Raw genomic sequence first — 19,652 nt, forward strand, 5'->3', positions numbered from 1 at the left:
ACATAGTTCTATTGATTTATTTACACCATTGCGACCAGCAAAATGGATTAAGAGATAAAATATAAACCTTATAGGCCGCTCACTCGTATTTAATTACTTACCAAGTTGAAATAATAATTCAACAGGTAAGGTCTTTATTAAAGCCTGTTACTATTTTTTGTTCAAAATACATTCGCAACAGTAACCGGCCTTAGCATTTATTTAAGAGGTAGTTTATGTCGTATCAGGGTTTAATTTATTTATCTAGCGTTGCTATTTTATTTAGTGCAAGCAGTGTTGCTTTATCAATGGAAAAAGTAGTGCAAAGTAATGTTCAAGCGACTATGCACGTAGAAACACTAGTACTTGGCTCAGGTTGCTTTTGGGGCGCTGAAAAACGCTACGAAGCACTTAATGGTGTTATTGATGCTGAGTCAGGTTATGCCGATGGAAACGGCTTTAAAGCCACTTACAGCAATATAACCAATCAATCACGTCGCTTTGACGAGGACAATTACGCCGAAGTTGTGCAAGTTACCTATAACAGCAATATTATTAGCGCAAAGGAGCTACTCGAAAACTACTTTGAAAGCCACGACCCAACACAAAAAAATCGCCAAGGTAACGATGTAGGCACTCAGTATCGCTCAATTATTTTAATTACCACCACTGAGCAAGCGAAAGTAGCAAAGCAAGTTAAATCGCAATATCAACAACTGCTTACGCAAGCAGAGTACGGCACTATAGCCACTATTATTAAGCCACTTGACACTTTTTATGCAGCTGAAGAATATCATCAAAATTATTTAGAAAAAAATCCAAATGGCTATTGCCCTGATCACTCAACTGGCGTGGTGTTTAACAAAAAACCGCCCGAACAAGTAGATAACTCCGCTTTATTAATGGGTAAACAAATAGTGGTATTAGACTCACGCGAATACTGTCCATACTGTGAAAAATTTAAAAGCGCTGTAGCTAACGACTACAAAGGCAGTATTGCTATGAGCTTTCGCCACGCCGATCAACTCCAAGGTTTAACCATTAAGTCGGCAACCTGGGCAACCCCCACTATTTTATTTTTAGAAAATGGCACTGAAGTATACGGACGTCAAGGCTATGCAAGCCCAGAGGCGTTTTACAAAGCCCTTGGCGCATTTAAACTAGGCGATAGTGAAGCCTATAAAGTTGCATTTAATTCAAAAACCGATCGCGCTTATTGCAAAGAATACAAAATTTTTAAAAATACACCCGATGGCACCTTTGTCGATAAGCTCAGTGGCGAGCCGCTATTTGATACCCGCGATAGGTTTAACTCTGGAACTGGGTGGTTATCGTTTACGCATCCAATAAAAAGTAGCGTTACTGAACATGACGACAGTAGCTGGGGAATGACTCGTATTGAGCTGCGCTCTAAAAGTACTGGCATACACTTAGGGCATTTATTCCCCGGGGAAGGCCCACGCGGTACAGACCGTTATTGTATAAATGCTACGGTTCTTGAATTTATACCAAGGGATTAAAAATACGTGAGATATACAAAGCCCAGTAAACTTAACTTTTACTGGGCTTTTTAATTAAGGCTTTAGCTAAAAAGCAGTATTAAAGCCTAATTTATTTTTAGTAAATATTATGTGGATTGCCTAAAAATAAAAACAGTTCAAGCCAAGTCACCACCTAACTTGAACCGTTTTTGACACTGACAACATCTTACACACACAATATAAGATTCTTTTACTAGCTTAATTATCAAACCTTAAATTAAGCTGCGATACTTTCGATAGGTGAACTTTAGATTTATTGAGCATTAATCACAAACGATAAAAATACACCCAATGAGTGAAATAAATTAATCTATAGGTTTGGTTTGTGTATTTTTAAAAGTAGCTATAACCCACTTAGCAAATAAATCAAGCGGATGATTTACATTACTTGGCTCGTGTTGCACTAAATAGTACTTGTCTTTAGTGGTCAGTGGGCGCTCGAATAGCTTATATAACCAGAGTTCGTCTAGCCAGCTTTGGCTAATAGGCAGAGGTATAAGCGCAATCCCCATACCTTGCTGCGCTGCTCGTGCTACACCAAACATGCTGTCAATTTGTATAATTTGGGTTGGCGAAAAGTCAACTATTCCGGCTTTCTCGGCCCACTGATGCCATGCCCAAGGGCGTGCTTTGTGTAATATAAGCGGCACTTGATTAAGAGCTTTACAATGGTCATCCTTCCATTGTGCTAACAAATTTTTATTGCAAGCAGGTATATACTCTAAGTTAAACAGCTCTGTTACAACGCCTTCGGTTGGCTTATTCGAGGACAGCACTATTGATAAGTCACTATGTCGGGTTAGCTCTTTACGGGTTTTAAGCGTATCCATTTGTAAATTAATATTAGGGTGCGCCGACGTCCATTCGCGCAATCTAGGCATTAGCAACTCGCTTGCAAAAAACTCAGGCAAGGTAATCGTTAAATTTGTATTTTGCTGCATTTGGCTAAATTCATTAATTGTGCTTTCAAGCGTACTAACTATTGGCGATATAGCTTCAAAAAAGTCCTTTCCAGCTGTAGTTAAACTAATCGAGCGGGTTTTACGCACAAAAAGCTCAATGCCAAGTTGTTCTTCTAGTTGTTTAATTTGATGGCTTACAGCCGAAGGCGTTAAATACAGCTCATTTGCTGCATGCTTAAAGCTTAAACTTCGTGCCGCGAAGCAAAATGAACGAAGACCACGTATAGGAGTTTGCATGTTTTCCAATATAAAGTTGTTTGAGTCGCCTATATAAGGCAATAACTGAACCAATTATTAAAATCAATAATATCAGAAGGTTGAAACTTTTACTGCATTAAGTTCACAATAATGGTGCAACAAGGTAACAAGGTGGTGCAGGGCAGTTACAAGTTAGCGTAAAATTTCAGCTTCTTAAAATAATAATAAAACTTAGAAAAATAGGCAAAAAAAATCCCTCGTTAGAGGGATTTTGGGTAACTCAGCGCCATTGGCACTGGGAATGAGGTCGGTACAAGGTAAAGTTTAAATCTAGGACTTAAAACACCATTTCTGGTACTTCACCGTCAACAAGTAATTTACCTGCTGTTTTACTAATAATTTCATCTACAGATACGCCCGGAGCGCGCTCTAACAGATGAAATGCGCCGTCTTTAACTTCTAGTACGGCTAAATCTGTGACTATTTTTTTAACGCAATTAACGCCTGTAAGCGGTAATGTGCAGGCCTCTAATAGCTTTGAGTCGCCGTGCTTACTAGCGTGGGTCATGGTTACAATTATATTTTGTGCGCCTGCAACTAAGTCCATTGCGCCGCCCATGCCTTTAATTAGCTTTTTAGGGATCATCCACGACGCTATGCTACCGTTTTGATCTACCTCAAAAGCACCCAGAACTGTTAAGTCTACATGACCACCGCGTATCATGGCAAAACTATCTGCACTATTAAATATGGCTGCACCTTTCGCAGCTGTCACGGTTTCTTTACCCGCGTTAATCATATCGGCGTCTAGCTCTGCTTTAGTCGGGTATGGTCCCATGCCTAACAAGCCATTTTCGGACTGTAACATAACTTCAATATCGTCTGGAACATAGTTTGCGACGAGTGTCGGAATTCCTATGCCTAAATTAACGTAATAGCCATCTTTAAGCTCTTGTGCAACGCGCATTGCTACTTGTTCACGTGATAATGCCATAATATTAATGCTCCTGCTTAATCTCGTGTAGTAACACGCTCAATGCGTTTTTCAAAGTTACCTTTAATAACGCGGTTTACATAAATGCCTGGGGTATGAATTTGGCTTGGCTCAAGTTCACCCGGCTCTACAATTTCTTCTACTTCGGCTACCGTAATTTTACCAGCAGTTGCAGCAAGTGGGTTAAAGTTCATTGCTGTGTGGCGAAATACTAAATTACCAAAGCGGTCGGCTTTCCATGCTTTAACAATAGCAAACTCACCGGTTATCGACTCTTCTAAAATATAAGGGCGACCATTAAATTCTTTTACATCTTTACCTTCGGCAACGGGCGTACCGTAACCTGTTGCGGTGTAAAACGCCGGAATACCCGCACCACCAGCACGCATTTTTTCTGCCAATGTACCTTGTGGTGTAAGCTCTACGTCAATTTCACCATTGAGTAACTGTTGCTCAAATAGGGCGTTTTCACCAACGTATGAGGCAATTACTTTTTTAATTTGTTTGTCTTGTAATAAAATACCCAAACCAAAGTCATCAACGCCGCAGTTATTAGACACCACAGTGAGCTCTTTGGTTTTCATTTGCTTAATTTGTTTAATTAAGCCCTCAGGAATACCACATAAACCAAAACCACCGGCAATTACGGTATCGCCGTCTTTTAATCCTGCCATTGCAGCTTCGTAACTAGAAACTACTTTATCAAATCCGGCCATGAGTCACTCCTCATTGTGTGCTTAAATTGTTTAACTAACTACATGATAGTTAGTTTATAAGTACTTTGTATAAAAATTATTTGGGATGTTATTTCGCTTGCAATGCAATCGACACTTTACTTACGGGTTGTTTGCCAAGCGCTTTTGTTATTTGCCATCCTGCATCACTAAGCCTTTGTAAATCAATTGCGTGCTCAATGCCAAGCCCTTGCAGTAAGTAAACTACATCTTCGGTGGCAACATTTCCTGACGCCCCTTTAGCGTAAGGGCAACCACCAAGGCCTGCTACTGCCGCGTCAACCGTTGCTATACCTAAGTTTAGTGCCGCGTAAATATTTGTGAGCGCTTGGCCGTAAGTGTCATGAAAATGCACTGCAAGCTGCGACTTATCAATGTGCTGTAATAGCAAAGTAAGTAACTCAGTTACCTTTTTGGCTGTGCCTACACCTATGGTATCGCCAAGGCTTATTTCATAACAGCCCAGTGCGAGTAGCTTTTGGCTAACATAAAGTACAGCTTGAGGGTCTATTTCGCCTTCATACGGGCAACCTAAAACACAACTTACATAGCCGCGTACACGAATGTTATGCGCTTTGGCAAATTCCATAACTTCGCTAAAACGCTCAATACTTTGCTCAATACTGCAGTTAATGTTTTTTTGACAAAACGATTCGCTAGCTGCTGTAAATATGGCAAATTCTTTAATTCCAGCGGCATGCGCTGCTTGTGCGCCTTTTAAGTTAGGTGTTAACGCACTTAAGTTTACATCGGGCAAATTAAGAGCCGATATCACATCAGCTGAGTCTGCCATTTGCGGCACCCATTTAGGGGATACAAAAGCACCGGCTTCAATGTCTTTTAAACCCGCAGCAGCAAGCGCGTTAATAAGCGCTACTTTGTCGGCAGTGGTTACTGCTTTTTCGTTTTGTAGGCCATCGCGCGCGCCTACTTCAACAATACGTACTTTTTGCGGAAAAACGCTCATTATGCGCCTCCCTCAGTAGGGTCACTTGCAGCTGTCGTATCTTCAACAATAGCCAATAACGCGCCATGGCTTACCAGTTCACCTTCGGCAAAACAATAGCTTTGTAAAATACCATCGTGCGGGGCATTGAGCGTATATTCCATTTTCATCGCTTCAATAATAACCACAGGATCACCTTTGGTAATGCTACTGCCCAGCTTAACTAAGTGTTTTACTACCGTACCATTAAGTGGTGCAGCTAAAGGCAGAGCATCGCTTTGGTGATCGCTAATATAGTGTTTATTTACTAGCTCTAGGCGAGTTTGCAGTGCTTTGTGCATTACGGTGATCACGTTATTAACGCGACTTACGTGGGCTGTGTGTTTTTCGCCATTAATAAATACACTACAAAGGCCATTATTTAAACTGCCTTGAATATTAAATACGTGCTCATTATGGGTAATACTGTAGCCATTTTTCGTTTTAACCGCATTAAGGGTTAAATCAACAAACGCAATTTTAACGCTTTGCGGCGCATTAAGGGCAAAGCCACTTAGTTGTTGCCAAGGGCTTGCATTTGGCGCTTCTTGGGTGCTAACTAGCTGCTCTAAATAAGTAAAGGCTGCAATAAGCTGGCTTGCTTGGCGCAGAGATTGATCAACCGCCACTAACGAATCGCCTTGCTCGGCAATAAAGTGAGTGCTAGGCGCGCCTTGTTTAAAGCTAGGGTGTACAGCTAAGTTATGTAAAAAGCCAATGTTAGTACTAAAGCCCGCTAAGTGAAATTGCTCAAGCGCGTGTTGTAAACGGCTCAGCGCTTGTTCGCGATTATCATCATGCACAATTAACTTGGCTATCATAGGGTCGTAGTATGGGCTAATTTCGTCACCGGCTGCAATGCCAGTATCAATGCGCACAAACTCACTGTTTAGCGGAGTATAAAGTGCTTCAATTGTGCCTGAGCACGGAATAAACTCATTAGCAGGGTCTTCAGCGTAAATACGCGCTTCAAAGCTGTGGCCTTGCAATTTAATATCAGCTTGTTTGAGTGGCAGTGTTTGCCCGCCCGCAATATTAATTTGCCACGTAACTAAGTCAACACCAGTAACCATTTCGGTAACCGGGTGCTCTACTTGCAGACGCGTGTTCATTTCCATAAAGAAGAACTCATCGCCACACAGTAAAAACTCAACTGTACCTGCACCGCGATAGTTTATTGCAAGAGCGCAACGCACCGCGGCTTCACCCATTTCTTTGCGCAACTCGTCTGATAAACCCGGGGCAGGGGCTTCTTCAATTACTTTTTGATGACGACGTTGCAACGAGCAGTCACGATCGCCTAAATAAACACAGTTACCGTGGTTATCGGCAAACACTTGTACTTCTACGTGGCGTGGTTGGTTAACGTAACGCTCTAGCAATACTAGGTCATTACCAAAACCAGCAACGGCTTCACGCTGTGCGCCTTCAAGTGCGCTAATAAATTCATTAGCATGATTTACCACGCGCATGCCTTTACCACCGCCACCAAATGCTGCTTTGATCAGTACCGGGTAGCCAATTTTTTCGGCCTCTGCTTGTAAAAAAGCAGGATCTTGCTTGTCGCCATAATAACCAGGTACTAATGGCACATTAGCCGCGGCCATAATTTCTTTAGCACGCGTTTTAGAGCCCATAGCTTCAATGCTGCTTGCTGGTGGTCCAACAAATACAATATTATTTGCTTCACATGCGTTGGCAAACGTGCTGTTTTCAGACAAAAACCCATAACCAGGGTGAATACAATCTGCGCCGCTGTCTTTTGCTACTTGCAGTATTTTATCGGCAACTAAATACGAGTCTTTACTTGGCGCTGGGCCAATATGGTAGGCTTCGTCAGCCATTTTTACATGCTGCGCGTGTTTATCAGCATCGGAATACACAGCAACTGTGGTTAAGCCCATTAATTTAGCACTGCGCATTATTCTGCACGCTATTTCACCACGGTTAGCAATGAGTATTTTTTGTAATTTATTTACGTTCATAATTGATCCTACAGTTGCCATTGTGGTGGACGTTTGTCAAAAAAAGCGCTTAAGCCTTCTTGGCCTTCATCCGATACACGAATTTTGGCAATACGATGAGCGGTAAGCTCAATTAGCTCATCGGTTATTTCTTTATTTGCTACATCGTTAATAAGTGCTTTTGCCGCTTTTACTGCAACCGGGCCATTATCAATCAATGTTTGCAGCATAGCGTCGAGCGCACATTCTAAATTACCGGTTACTTGATGAATTAACCCAAGTTGCTTAGCGGTATGCGCATCAAACACCTCAGCAGTTAAAAAGTATCTACGCGCTGCACGCTCACCAGTGGCTTTAATTACATAAGGGCTAATAACCGCAGGAATAAGCCCCAGCTTTACTTCGCTTAAGCAAAATTGTGCATTGTCTTGGCATATTGCAATGTCGCAACAGGCAATTAAACCCAAAGCGCCACCAAACGCAGCACCTTGCACGGCACAAATAGTAGGGTGCGGGCTTGTTGCTAACACTTGCATTAATTTAGCTAACTGCATTGAATCGGCTAAATTATCGTTAACATTGTTATCTGCCATCGATTTCATCCAGGCTAAATCGGCACCGGCTGAAAAATGTTTGCCCTCAGTTTTTAACACCAAGGCGCGTATATCGAGCGTATTAGCATGTTCAATACATTTTATAAGCTCTTGAATGACTTCGCTGTTAAATGCATTGCGTTTTTCTGGGCGGCTTAAAACGAGTACCGCCACATTTGATTTTGTTATTTGTAGAGTAACTGACATTTTACGCTCCGTTTACATTCTAAATACGCCAAATTTTGACTCTTGCACAGGTGCATTACTAGCGGCACTTAAGGCAAGTCCTAAAACGCTGCGTGTGTCGGCAGGATCAATAATGCCGTCATCCCATAAGCGGGCGCTGGCATAATACGGATGTCCTTGCTCTTCGTACTGATCAATTATTGGCTGTTTAAAGTCACTTACTTCTTGCTCGCTCATGCTTTGGCCTTTACGGGCTAAACCGTCTTGCTTAACTTGCGTCATTACACCGGCTGCTTGCTCGCCGCCCATTACAGAAATACGCGCATTGGGCCACATCCACATCATGGTAGGTTCAAATGCACGGCCACACATGCCGTAGTTACCTGCGCCATATGAGCCACCAATCAGTACGGTAAATTTAGGCACATCGGCACACGATACCGCCATAACCATTTTAGCGCCGTGTTTAGCTATACCTTCGGCTTCGTATTTTTTACCTACCATAAAGCCGGTTACGTTTTGTAAAAATACTAAAGGAATGTTGCGCTGCGTACATAGCTGAATAAAGTGCGCGCCTTTTTGCGCCGACTCACTAAACAAAATACCGTTGTTAGCGACTATGCCCACTGGGTGGCCATAAATACTCGCAAACCCCGTTACTAGGGTTTCGCCAAAGTAGCGTTTAAATTCGTCAAACGATGAGTCATCAACTGTGCGCGCTATTACTTCGCGTACATCAAATGGCTTTTTAAGATCGGTGCCAACAATGCCGTAAAGCTCGTTAATATCAAAACGAGGTGGTTTAACTTCCTCTAGCAACGGCGCAGTAGGGCGGGTGTAATTAATACGCGCTATACATTGGCGCGCAATCGACAACGCATGTTCGTCATTTTGCGCGTAATGATCGGCAACTCCCGATGTTTTACAGTGCACGTCGGCACCACCAAGCTCTTCGGCGGTTACTACTTCACCGGTTGCAGCTTTAACAAGAGGCGGACCCGCTAAAAATATAGTGCCTTGATCTTTTACAATTATGCTTTCATCGGCCATGGCCGGTACATAGGCACCGCCTGCGGTACATAAACCCATAACCACAGCAATTTGTGGAATACCTTTACCCGACATACGGGCTTGGTTGTAAAATATACGGCCAAAATGCAGTTTATCGGGAAATACATCATCTTGCTCTGGCAAGTTTGCACCGCCCGAATCAACTAAATAAATGCAAGGTAAATGGCAACGTTCAGCAATATCTTGCGCGCGTAAATGCTTTTTAACCGTTAGCGGAAAGTAAGTACCGCCTTTAACCGTGGCATCGTTTGCAATAATCATGCATTCAACACCTTTAACACGGCCAATACCGGCTACTACACCGGCACACGCAATTTCTTGCTCGTAAACACCAAAGGCGGCAAATTGCGAAATTTCTAAAAATGGCGAACCTTCGTCAATTAAAGTGCTAATACGGTCGCGTACAAATAATTTACCGCGGCCTGCGTGGCGCTCTTTTAATGCAGCGCCGCCACCTTGGCTAATGGTTGCCACTTTATTACGTAAATCATCTACCAACGCCGACATATTTTTATGGTTTTGTACAAACGTTGGATCGTGAGGATTAACGCTCGATGTTAAAATCGTCATTATTTAATCCTTAACGGCTTTCAGTGAAAAGTTCGCGGCCAATTAGCATACGGCGTATTTCTGAGGTACCTGCACCAATTTCATATAATTTGGCATCACGTAGTAGGCGGCCCGTTGCGTATTCGTTTATATAACCATTGCCACCTAAAATTTGAATGGCATCTAGCGCCATTTTAGTTGCCAGCTCGGCTGCATATAAAATAGCACCGGCAGCATCTTTACGGGTGGTTTCACCGCGATCACACGAGCGAGCCACTGTATATACATACGAGCGTGCGGCGTTCATTTGCGTATACATGTCGGCTACTTTACCTTGAATTAACTGAAACTGACCAATAGGCGTATCAAACTGTTTGCGCTCATGAATATAAGGTACAACAATATCCATACACGCTTGCATAATACCCAGTGGGCCTGCTGCAAGTACTACGCGCTCGTAGTCTAGGCCGCTCATTAATACCTTAACGCCTTCGTTTAAGTTACCTAAAATGTTTTCTTCGGGTACTTCGCAGTTTTCAAATACCAGTTCACAGGTATTTGAGCCACGCATACCAAGTTTGTCGAGCTTTTGCGCGGTTGAAAAACCAGGAAAGTCGCTCTCTACAATAAATGCAGTAATACCTTTTGCGCCAGCAGTTAAATCGGTTTTAGCGTAAATAACTAAAGTATGCGCATCTGGGCCATTGGTGATCCACATTTTATTACCGTTTAAAATGTACTTATCACCTTTTTTCTCGGCTTTAAGTTTCATTGAAACTACGTCTGAACCTGCATTTGGCTCGCTCATAGCAAGGGCACCAATGTGCTCACCGCTAATAAGCTTAGGCAAGTATTTTTCTTTTTGGGCTTGCGTGCCGTTACGATTAATTTGGTTTACACACAGGTTTGAATGCGCACCATAGCTTAGGCCAATAGAAGCACTTGCACGGCTAATTTCTTCCATGGCAATAACATGCTCTAAATAACCTAAACCAGCACCGCCAAATTCTTCAGCTACTGTCATTCCCAATAAACCCATTTCGCCCATTTGTGGCCAAAGTTGATTTGGGAAAGCGTTATCAAGGTCAGTTTTTTCGGCTAGTGGGGCAATTTCTTGGCTGGCAAAGCTGTTTACATGTCCGCGGATCATATCGGCGGTTTCGCCAAGGCCAAAGTTCATTTCTTTATATAGTGAAATAGTGCTCATGATTCATTCCTGTGTGATTGATTAAGTTAATACCGCGTATTACTCATCTATTTTATTAAGTGTGTCGCGGCAACGGCGCTCGGCTGTTACCAATTCCATAAGAACAACTTTAATGTCGTCCATTTGTTGTGATAGGTCGGCTTTTTTCTCGCTAATAAGGTCAAGCATAGTTACCAGCTGCTTAGCACTTGATTTGTCGGCGTCGTAAAGTTCAAACAAACGTCCTGTTTCTGCCAGCGTAAAACCTAAGCGTTTACCACGTAAAATTAACTTTAAGCGTACTTTATCGCGTTTAGAGTAAATACGGGTTTGGCCATTTCTACTTGGCGTAACAAGCCCTTGGTCTTCATAAAAGCGGATAGAGCGGGTGGTAATGTCAAACTCCTTTGCGAGTTCGCTAATACTAAAAGTTTGTTCATTATTGGCAGGCACAGTGGCCGACGTTGCAAAGCTTGATTGATTATCTGGTTTCATAATAGTGTTTTACCTCATTCGAATAAGTCCAATATAAGTGAAGTTTACGTAAAGGTAAAGCAAGATGTTTGTGTAATACTTTAGACTAATGAAAATGGCGAGTAAACTTTCATTAAAGTTAGGCTTTAAAGCCTGCGCAGGTGTTTTTACTGAAGTGTAATGAAACATAATACAAATAAGTTTACAGTTTTTACAGTCAACTAAAAGTTGATTTTAGATTTACGTTGGCGTAAACGTAAATATTATGTATGCTCGTAAACAGATTATAAATAAATTGTTTGGTTCAGCGCATTAAATTGCACGGGGCCAATTACTAAATGGAGCCTTTTTATGACTACTGAAGCCGTTGTTATTGTAGCAGCAAAACGCACCCCAATGGGTGGATTTATGGGCGCACTTAATGATGCGCAATCAACTGAGCTGGGGGCAACCGCTATTGCTAGTGCATTGGCAGAAACAGGCCTAAGCACAGATGCTATTGATGAAGTAATTATGGGCTGTGTATTACCTGCTGGTGTAGGCCAAGCGCCTGCTCGTCAAGCAATGTTAAAAGCAGGCCTAGCACTTAGCACGGGCGCTACCACTATAAATAAAGTGTGTGGCTCTGGCTTAAAAGCGGCAATGTTGGCACATGATCTAATTAAAGCGGGCTCTATAAACTCAGCAGTTGCTGGTGGCATGGAAAGTATGAGTAATGCACCGTACTTTATTCCCAAAGCTCGCGGCGGCATGCGCATGGGGCATGGCGAAATTAAAGATCACATGATGAGCGATGGCCTTGAAGATGCTTACGACAACAAAGCTATGGGTTGTTTTGCACAAGACACCGCCGATGAATACGGTATAGGCCGTGAACAAATGGATAACTTTGCACTAAGCTCGCTAACCAAAGCAAAAGCCGCAATTGAAAACGGCAGCTTTAATAACGAAGTTGCACCGCACACTATGCAAACACGCAAAGGCGACGTTACCGTTGCCATTGACGAGCAGCCAGGTAATGCCCGCCCAGAAAAAATTCCGAGCCTACGTGCTGCATTTAAAAAAGACGGCACTATTACAGCCGCTAACTCATCGTCAATTTCAGACGGTGGCGCAGCACTTATTTTAATGAGCGAGTCAAAAGCCAAAGAGCAGGGCTTAACCCCGCTTTGTAAAATTGTAGCGCACAGCACGCATTCTCAAAAACCAAGCGAATTTACAGTAGCGCCAGTGGGCGCAATGAACAAGGTACTAGAAAAAGCCGGTTGGACTACAGCCGATGTTGACCTGTGGGAAATTAACGAAGCGTTTGCCATGGTTACTATGCTTGCTATTAACGAGCTTAAACTAGATGAAAACAAAGTAAACGTAAACGGCGGTGCATGTGCATTGGGCCATCCAATTGGTGCAAGCGGCGCACGTATTTTAGTAACGCTTATTCATGCACTTAAAGATCGTGGCCTTAAAAAAGGCGTAGCGTCTTTATGTATTGGTGGCGGTGAAGCCGTGGCCATGGCAGTAGAAACACTTTAATTTTTCATCACAAAATAATAATCAATGCAGCGCTAATTATAATAATAAAGCTGCACTAACACTCTTATAAAACAGGATTTAATTATGCACCAAGTACCACTACTGATTAATGGCGAATTTATTCAATCAAGCTCAAAAGAACTTATTGACGTAATAAACCCAGCCAACCAAGAAGTGCTAGCCCAAGTACCTTGCACCACAGACGCAGAAATGGATGCAGCTATTGCCTCGGCTTCAGAAACGTTTAAAACGTGGAAAGATGTGCCAATTACTGAGCGCGCGCGCATTATGATGAAATACGCTGCGCTATTAAAAGAGCACCACGACGAGCTTGCCACTATTATTTGTCATGAGCTTGGTAAAACCTTTGAAGACGCTAAAGGCGATGTATGGCGTGGTATTGAAGTAGTTGAGCAAGCGGCTAACGCACCGTCATTAATGATGGGCGAAACCATGGAAAACGTAGCGCGTAAAATCGATACTTATTCTTACATGCAACCCTTAGGTGTGTGTGCGGGTATTACGCCGTTTAACTTTCCGGCAATGATCCCATTATGGATGTTTCCGCTGGCAATTGTGTGTGGTAACACCTTTATTTTAAAACCGTCTGAGCAAGATCCACTTACGCCAATGCGCTTAGCTGAGTTATTTATGGAAGCTGGCGCGCCAAAAGGCGTGTTACAAGTAGTACATGGTACAAAACCACAAGTAGATCGCATACTAGAGGACAAAGCAGTACGCGCTATTTCGTTTGTTGGCTCGTGTGGCGTTGGCGCTTATATTTATTCAAAAGGCACAGCAAATCTTAAACGCGTACAAGCGTGTGTGGGTGCTAAAAACCACATGGTTATTATGCCAGATGCCAGCAAATCGCATGTGGTAAATAACTTAGTTGGCGCGTCGGTTGGTGCCGCTGGTCAGCGTTGTATGGGTATTTCGGTTGCGGTATTTGTTGGCCAAGCAAAAGACTGGGTTGATGAAATTAAAGCGGGTTTTGAAGGTGTACGCCCAGGCGTATGGGATGATGCAGGCGCAGCGTATGGTCCGCAAACATCACCGGCTGCAAAAGCACGTATTTTATCGCTTATTGCCGGTGGTAAAGAGCAAGGCGCTAAGTGTTTAATTGACGGCTCAAACTTTACGGTTGAAGGCTACGAGCAAGGTAATTGGGTAGGCCCAACGTTGTTTACCGATGTAACTAAAGACATGGACTTATATAAAGAAGAAATTTTTGGTCCCGTACTGGCGTGTATGTTTGTAGATACATTAGATGAAGCCATTGCGCTAATAAACGACAGCCCATACGGTAACGGCACATCGCTGTTTACCTCAAGCGGCGCAGTTGCACGTAAGTTCCAACACGAAATTGAAGTAGGCCAAGTAGGTATTAACGTGCCAATTCCGGTGCCACTGCCGTTCTTTTCGTTTACTGGTTGGAAAGGCTCGTTTTATGGCGACACTCACACTTACGGTAAGCAAGGTATTCGTTTTTATACCGAAACTAAAACCATTACTTCACGTTGGTTTGAAGACGACATAGCGTCGGGTCCAAATATGAGCATTAACTTAAAGTAATTACTCATAATAAATAGTTTATAAAAAGCATAATTAATAATAAAGAAGGGCACGAAGGTAACTCCTATTACCTTCGTTGCTCTTCACTAATCACCTAGACAACACATAACTAATTGAAGAGGTCTATATGGACTTTAATTTATCAGATGATCAGCAAGCATTTGCTCAAACAGCACGTCAGTTTGCTGACTCAGAACTCGCACCGTACGCCGCTAAGTGGGATCGCGAACATATTTTCCCTAAAGACACGATTAAAGCTGCAGGCGAACTAGGTTTTTGTGGCCTTTACACGCCAGAAGAAGCCGGTGGCCTTGGCTTATCGCGCTTAGATTCAAGCATTATTTTTGAGCAACTTGCTATGGGCTGTACCGCAACAACAGCCATGTTAACCATACATAATATGGCCACTTGGATGGTAGCAAGCTTTGGTACTGACGCCGCTAAAGACAAATACTGCGAACAACTGGTTACTGGCGATTTACTGGCATCGTATTGTTTAACCGAGCCAGGCTCAGGTTCAGACGCCGCATCGCTAAAAACTAAAGCAGTACGCGATGGCGACGAATACGTAATTAACGGCTCAAAAATGTTTATTTCGGGCGCGGGCGAAACCGAAGTATTAGTCGTTATGGCGCGCACCGGATGCGATGGCCCTAAAGGTATTTCGGCCTTTATAGTACCTGCCGACGCTAAAGGTGTTGAATACGGTAAAGCCGAAGAAAAAATGGGCTGGAACGCACAACCTACACGCTTAATTAGTTTTGAAGATGTGCGTATTCCGGCGCATAACTTATTAGGTGCAGAAGGCGAAGGTTTTAAATTTGCTATGCAAGGCCTTGATGGCGGGCGCATTAATATTGCAACCTGTTCAATTGGCACAGCGCAAGCGGCGCTTAATACGGCTCGCGAATATTTAAAAGAACGCACTCAGTTTGGTAAACCACTGGCCGCGTTTCAAGCGCTGCAGTTTAAAATTGCCGATATGAACACCGAGCTTGTAGCCGCGCGCCAAATGGTAAGGCTGGCTGCGTTTAAGCTTGATAATAACGACAGCGAAAAAACCACGTATTGTGCTATGGCAAAACGTTTTGCAACCGATGTGGGCTTTACCGTATGTAACGACGCCCTGCAAATTCATGGTGGCTATGGTTATATTAAAGAATACCCATTAGAGCGCCATGTACGTGATGTACGTGTACACCAAATTTTAGAAGGCACTAACGAAATTATGCGCGTTATTATAGCGCGTCGTATTTTAGCAGAGTCAGCCAGCGAAGTTTTATAAGGAGTTATTTATGTCAGAGTCAAATACTAAGTCTAATCCTAGCATTGAATTAACGACCGAAGGTCATGTAGCCATATTAACTATGTCAAACCCGCCAGCAAATACCTGGACCAAAGACACATTAATTGCCTTAAAAAACACCGTTAATAAGCTAAACAAAAATAAAAATATTTATGCACTAGTGCTTACCGGCGAAGGCGAAAAGTTTTTTAGTGCCGGTGCCGACTTAAACTTGTTTGCCGGTGGCGATAAAGGCGTAGCCGCCGAAATGTCGCGCGTATTTGGCGAAGCATTTGAAGCACTTAGTAACTTTAGAGGCGTGTCGGTTGCGGCTATTAATGGCTATGCCATGGGCGGTGGTTTAGAAGTAGCACTCGCGTGTGATATTCGTATTGCTGAAGAGCAAGCACAAATGGCCCTTCCTGAAGCTAAAGTAGGTTTACTACCGTGTGCTGGTGGTACACAAAACCTAGCATGGTTAGTAGGCGAAGGCTGGGCAAAACGCATGATTTTATGTGGCGAGCGCTTAAAAGCCGACAAAGCACTGCAAATTGGCTTAATTGAAGAAGTTGTTCCACAAGGCGAAAGCTTTGCTGCAGCACTTAAACTAGCTAACCAAGTGGCCGATCAAAGTCCGTCTTCGGTTGCAGCATGTAAAACATTGATTCAAAAAGGGCGTCATCAGCCTATGGCGAGCATTTTACCGCTAGAACGTGAGTTATTTGTGGCCTTATTTGACACCGAAGATCAGCAAGAAGGTGTAAGTGCCTTTTTAGAAAAGCGTCGTGCAAATTGGGTGAACGGCTAATGAGCGGCTTAACATTATTAAATCATGCAGATGACGCAGTCGTATTCGAAACGGCAACCGCGTCAAACGGTGCTTTAATAGCGTTTGCTACGCTAAATGCACCAAAGTCGTTAAACGCCCTTAATTTTGAAATGATCAAACTATTAGAGCCGCAACTAAAAGCTTGGGCGCAAGACAGCAGTATTGCCATGGTGGTATTAAAAGGCGCAGGCGACAAAGCCTTTTGTGCTGGCGGCGATGTTGTAAGTTTGCACCACGCTATGGCTCAAGGCAGCGCAAGCGACTTAGTAGAGGATTTTTTTACGCAAGAGTATCGCCTTGACTATTTAATTCACTGTTACGAAAAGCCATTATTAGTGTGGGGTAACGGTATTGTAATGGGCGGCGGTTTAGGCTTAATGGCTGGTGCAAGCCACCGCGTAGTAACCGAAACATCGCGTATAGCAATGCCTGAGCAAACTATTGGCTTATACCCAGATGTTGGCGGCAGTTATTTTTTACATAAAATGCCTCACAGTGTTGGGTTGTTTTTAGGGCTTACGTCAGCGTCTATAAATTGCGACGATGCCCGTTTTGTTGCCCTTGCCGATCACTATGTAAAAGCAGACAAATACGATGCACTTTTAGCGGGTTTACTCAGCATTAAGTGGGGTAAAACGGCCAGCTTAAATCACGAAAAACTTACTACGCTGTTAACTGATTTAGATCAGCAATCAGGGCGTTTACCTAAAGGTAATATCAAAGCAAATTTGGCAACCATTCAAGAACTCGCTGAGTTTACTACGCTACAACAACAGGTTGACTATATTTTAAACTTAAACACAGACGACAAATGGCTACTAAAAGCGCAAAAATCGCTTAAGCATGGTTGTCCGCTAAGCTGTGCGTTAGTAAGCCGCCAATTAAAAACCAGTAAAGGCAAAAGCCTTGCTGAGTGTTTTAGAATGGAGCTAGGTATGTCGGTACGTGCCGGCGAAGTGGGTGAGTTTCAAGAAGGTATACGTGCATTGTTAATCGACAAAGACGGTGCGCCAAACTGGCAATACAAAACACTCAGCGACGTGCCAAGCTCAGTGGTAGATAGCTTTTTTGAAGATCGCTATGGCAATAACCACCCACTTAAACAATTACAACAAGGCTAAAGCTATGAGCAAACTCAATATAGGATTTATTGGTTTAGGCAATATGGGTGGGCCAATGGCGGCAAACCTTATTAAAGCAGGGCACACAGTAAGTGTGTTCGACTTAAACCAAAATACAGTTAACGAGCTAAAAAGCAAAGGTGCAAACGCAGCCGCAGATGCAACACAATGTGCCAACAACGTAGACATACTTATTAGCATGTTGCCTGCTGGCAAGCATGTTAAAGCGCTTTATTTGGGCGAAAACGGGCTAATTAACAGCTTAAGCAAAACCACCTTAGTTATTGATTGCTCAACCATAGATGCCGAATCGGCGCGCGTGGTTGGTAAAGAGTTAGCACAGCAAGGTATTAGCTTTGTAGATGCACCGGTATCGGGTGGCGTTGCAGGCGCAACCGCCGGCACACTTACCTTTATTGTAGGCGGCGATAAAGCCGCGTTCGACAAAGCCAATACTGTGCTGGTTGATATGGGCAAAAATATTTTTCATGCAGGCGACATTGGCGCAGGGCAAGTTGCAAAAATATGTAATAACATGCTGTTGAGCATTTTAATGGCAGGCACCAGCGAAGCACTACAAATGGGTATAAATAATGGCCTAGACCCTAAAGTGCTTAGCGACATAATGACCGCAAGCTCAGGGCGTAACTGGACGTTAGAATTATATAACCCGTGTCCGGGTGTAATGGAGTCGGCTCCTGCAAGTAACGAATACAAACCAGGCTTTATGGTCGATCTAATGGCGAAAGATCTAGGCTTGGCAATGGAAGCAGCAAAACAAAGTAAATCAGCCACGCCAATGGGTTCAATGGCCAACGACTTATACGCTACATTGCAGCACCAAGGTGCGGGTACTGAAGATTTTAGTGCCATATTTAAATTATTTTCGAAGTAGGGGTAACGCGTGGAAATTAAAAATAACACGGTAGTAATAACCGGTGGCGCACAAGGCTTGGGTTTTGCCATGGCGCAAAAGTTTGCAAAAATGGGCGCAAACATTGCCCTAATCGATATGGCGCAAGATGCACTTAACACAGCAACTGAGCAATTAAGTCAACTTGACGGCGTAACTACGCGTATTCAAGGCTACGCTGCCAACGTTACCAACGAGAGCGAAATGGAAGCGGTATTTAACACCATTAATAGCGACTTTGGCCATATTGGTGTATTGATCAACAACGCCGGTATTTTACGCGATGGCATGTTTATTAAAGCAAAAGACGGCAAAGTAGTTAAAAAAATGTCGCTTGAGCAATTTCAATCAGTAATAGACGTAAACCTTACTGGCGTGTTTTTGGCAGGGCGAGAAGCTGCCAGCCATATGATTGAGTCGGGCAAAGGTGGCGTTATTGTAAATATGTCGAGTGTAGCGCGCGCCGGAAACATAGGGCAAACAAACTACGCTGCTTCAAAAGCAGGCGTTGTAGCGCTTACTACTACATGGGCTAAAGAGCTTGGCCGTTTTGGTATTCGCGTAGGCGCAATTGCACCAGGTGTTATAAGCACCGCAATGACCGACGTAATGAAACCAGAAGCTAAAGAGCGCATGCTTAGCGTAACTCCAGTAGGGCGTTTAGGTGAAACTGCAGAAATAGCCCATACCGCACAATATATTATCGAAAACGACTTTTTTACCGGTCGCGTAGTAGAAATAGACGGCGGCATTCGTTTGTAAAATGAGTTGGTTTAAGATTAATTAAAAAAGCATAACTCGTGTGGGTTGTGCTTTTTTGTTTTAAATAGGGAAGCTTATAATCTTGAAAAAGGGCTAATAACACCATTAGCACCTTGCTGTAAAACATGGGTATATATTTGTGTTGAACAAAGCCGCTACGCGGAGCTAGCAACTTCTAGCATAATTGCCACACTTGTCATTGGGACTTCCCCCTATTC

17 protein-coding genes are annotated in these 19,652 nt (G+C 43.2%); 8 read left to right on the plus strand and 9 right to left on the minus strand.

From position 1 onward, the window contains the following. Nucleotides 1–215: 215 nt before the first annotated feature. Entirely contained in the window at nt 216–1,499 is a 1,284-nt protein-coding gene (gene msrA / locus AAEY55_RS08850) for a peptide-methionine (S)-S-oxide reductase MsrA (protein WP_350550894.1), read from the plus strand. A 326-nt stretch (nt 1,500–1,825) separates the two neighbouring features. On the opposite strand, the gene AAEY55_RS08855 is transcribed toward msrA, so the two are convergent. The 9 genes from AAEY55_RS08855 to AAEY55_RS08895 all read right to left on the minus strand — a co-directional run bounded on the left by AAEY55_RS08855 (nt 1,826) and on the right by AAEY55_RS08895 (nt 11,437). Next, nucleotides 1,826–2,719 carry a LysR substrate-binding domain-containing protein gene (locus AAEY55_RS08855; protein ID WP_011328125.1) on the minus strand — a complete coding sequence of 298 codons (894 nt, stop codon included), beginning with the start codon at nt 2,717–2,719 and terminating at the stop codon, nt 1,826–1,828. Nucleotides 2,720–3,017: 298 nt separating this feature from the next. Continuing rightward, nucleotides 3,018–3,674, minus strand: a complete 657-nt coding sequence (locus tag AAEY55_RS08860; protein ID WP_011328126.1) for a 3-oxoacid CoA-transferase subunit B — start codon at nt 3,672–3,674, stop codon at nt 3,018–3,020. Nucleotides 3,675–3,691: 17 nt separating this feature from the next. Further along, the gene (locus tag AAEY55_RS08865; protein WP_350550897.1) at nt 3,692–4,390 is read right to left on the minus strand and encodes a CoA transferase subunit A; all 699 of its coding nucleotides are present in this window, start codon (nt 4,388–4,390) and stop codon (nt 3,692–3,694) included. An 88-nt stretch (nt 4,391–4,478) separates the two neighbouring features. Continuing rightward, nucleotides 4,479–5,375 (minus strand): hydroxymethylglutaryl-CoA lyase, encoded by an 897-nt coding sequence (locus tag AAEY55_RS08870; RefSeq protein ID WP_350550900.1) that lies wholly within the window; start codon nt 5,373–5,375, stop codon nt 4,479–4,481. Continuing rightward, complete coding sequence (locus AAEY55_RS08875; RefSeq protein WP_350550903.1) at nt 5,375–7,378, minus strand: acetyl/propionyl/methylcrotonyl-CoA carboxylase subunit alpha; 2,004 nt, start codon at nt 7,376–7,378, stop codon at nt 5,375–5,377. The genes AAEY55_RS08870 and AAEY55_RS08875 overlap by 1 nt, the downstream gene beginning before the upstream one ends. 8 nt (nt 7,379–7,386) lie before the next feature. Then, complete coding sequence (locus AAEY55_RS08880; RefSeq protein WP_350550906.1) at nt 7,387–8,157, minus strand: enoyl-CoA hydratase/isomerase family protein; 771 nt, start codon at nt 8,155–8,157, stop codon at nt 7,387–7,389. Nucleotides 8,158–8,169: 12 nt separating this feature from the next. Then, complete coding sequence (locus AAEY55_RS08885; RefSeq protein WP_350550909.1) at nt 8,170–9,777, minus strand: carboxyl transferase domain-containing protein; 1,608 nt, start codon at nt 9,775–9,777, stop codon at nt 8,170–8,172. Between the two features lie 10 nt (nt 9,778–9,787). Further along, nucleotides 9,788–10,963, minus strand: coding sequence for an isovaleryl-CoA dehydrogenase (locus tag AAEY55_RS08890; RefSeq protein ID WP_011328132.1), 1,176 nt, complete (start codon nt 10,961–10,963; stop codon nt 9,788–9,790). A gap of 39 nt (nt 10,964–11,002) precedes the next feature. Then, nucleotides 11,003–11,437 carry a MerR family DNA-binding transcriptional regulator gene (locus AAEY55_RS08895; RefSeq protein WP_182677687.1) on the minus strand — a complete coding sequence of 145 codons (435 nt, stop codon included), beginning with the start codon at nt 11,435–11,437 and terminating at the stop codon, nt 11,003–11,005. A 330-nt stretch (nt 11,438–11,767) separates the two neighbouring features. On the opposite strand from AAEY55_RS08895, the gene AAEY55_RS08900 reads away from it, so the two are divergent. From AAEY55_RS08900 to AAEY55_RS08930, 7 genes are all read left to right on the plus strand, one after another. Further along, nucleotides 11,768–12,949, plus strand: coding sequence for an acetyl-CoA C-acyltransferase (locus tag AAEY55_RS08900; protein WP_350550912.1), 1,182 nt, complete (start codon nt 11,768–11,770; stop codon nt 12,947–12,949). An 84-nt stretch (nt 12,950–13,033) separates the two neighbouring features. Continuing rightward, nucleotides 13,034–14,524, plus strand: a complete 1,491-nt coding sequence (locus AAEY55_RS08905; protein ID WP_011328135.1) for a CoA-acylating methylmalonate-semialdehyde dehydrogenase — start codon at nt 13,034–13,036, stop codon at nt 14,522–14,524. A 127-nt stretch (nt 14,525–14,651) separates the two neighbouring features. Then, nucleotides 14,652–15,809, plus strand: a complete 1,158-nt coding sequence (locus AAEY55_RS08910) for an acyl-CoA dehydrogenase family protein (RefSeq protein ID WP_011328136.1) — start codon at nt 14,652–14,654, stop codon at nt 15,807–15,809. Between the two features lie 10 nt (nt 15,810–15,819). After that, a complete protein-coding gene (locus tag AAEY55_RS08915; protein ID WP_011328137.1) occupies nt 15,820–16,617 on the plus strand; it encodes an enoyl-CoA hydratase in 798 nt (265 codons plus the stop codon). Beyond that, complete coding sequence (locus tag AAEY55_RS08920) at nt 16,617–17,759, plus strand: enoyl-CoA hydratase/isomerase family protein (protein ID WP_208834345.1); 1,143 nt, start codon at nt 16,617–16,619, stop codon at nt 17,757–17,759. The genes AAEY55_RS08915 and AAEY55_RS08920 overlap by 1 nt, the downstream gene beginning before the upstream one ends. A 4-nt stretch (nt 17,760–17,763) precedes the next feature. Beyond that, entirely contained in the window at nt 17,764–18,654 is an 891-nt protein-coding gene (gene mmsB / locus AAEY55_RS08925; RefSeq protein WP_086996141.1) for a 3-hydroxyisobutyrate dehydrogenase, read from the plus strand. Nucleotides 18,655–18,663: 9 nt separating this feature from the next. After that, nucleotides 18,664–19,434: an SDR family oxidoreductase gene (locus AAEY55_RS08930; RefSeq protein WP_086996146.1), complete on the plus strand. Its 771-nt coding sequence runs from the start codon at nt 18,664–18,666 to the stop codon at nt 19,432–19,434. Nucleotides 19,435–19,652: the final 218 nt, after the last annotated feature.

The organism is Pseudoalteromonas sp. 120-MNA-CIBAN-0494 (assembly GCF_040308885.1).
Lineage (GTDB): Bacteria > Pseudomonadota > Gammaproteobacteria > Enterobacterales > Alteromonadaceae > Pseudoalteromonas > Pseudoalteromonas nigrifaciens.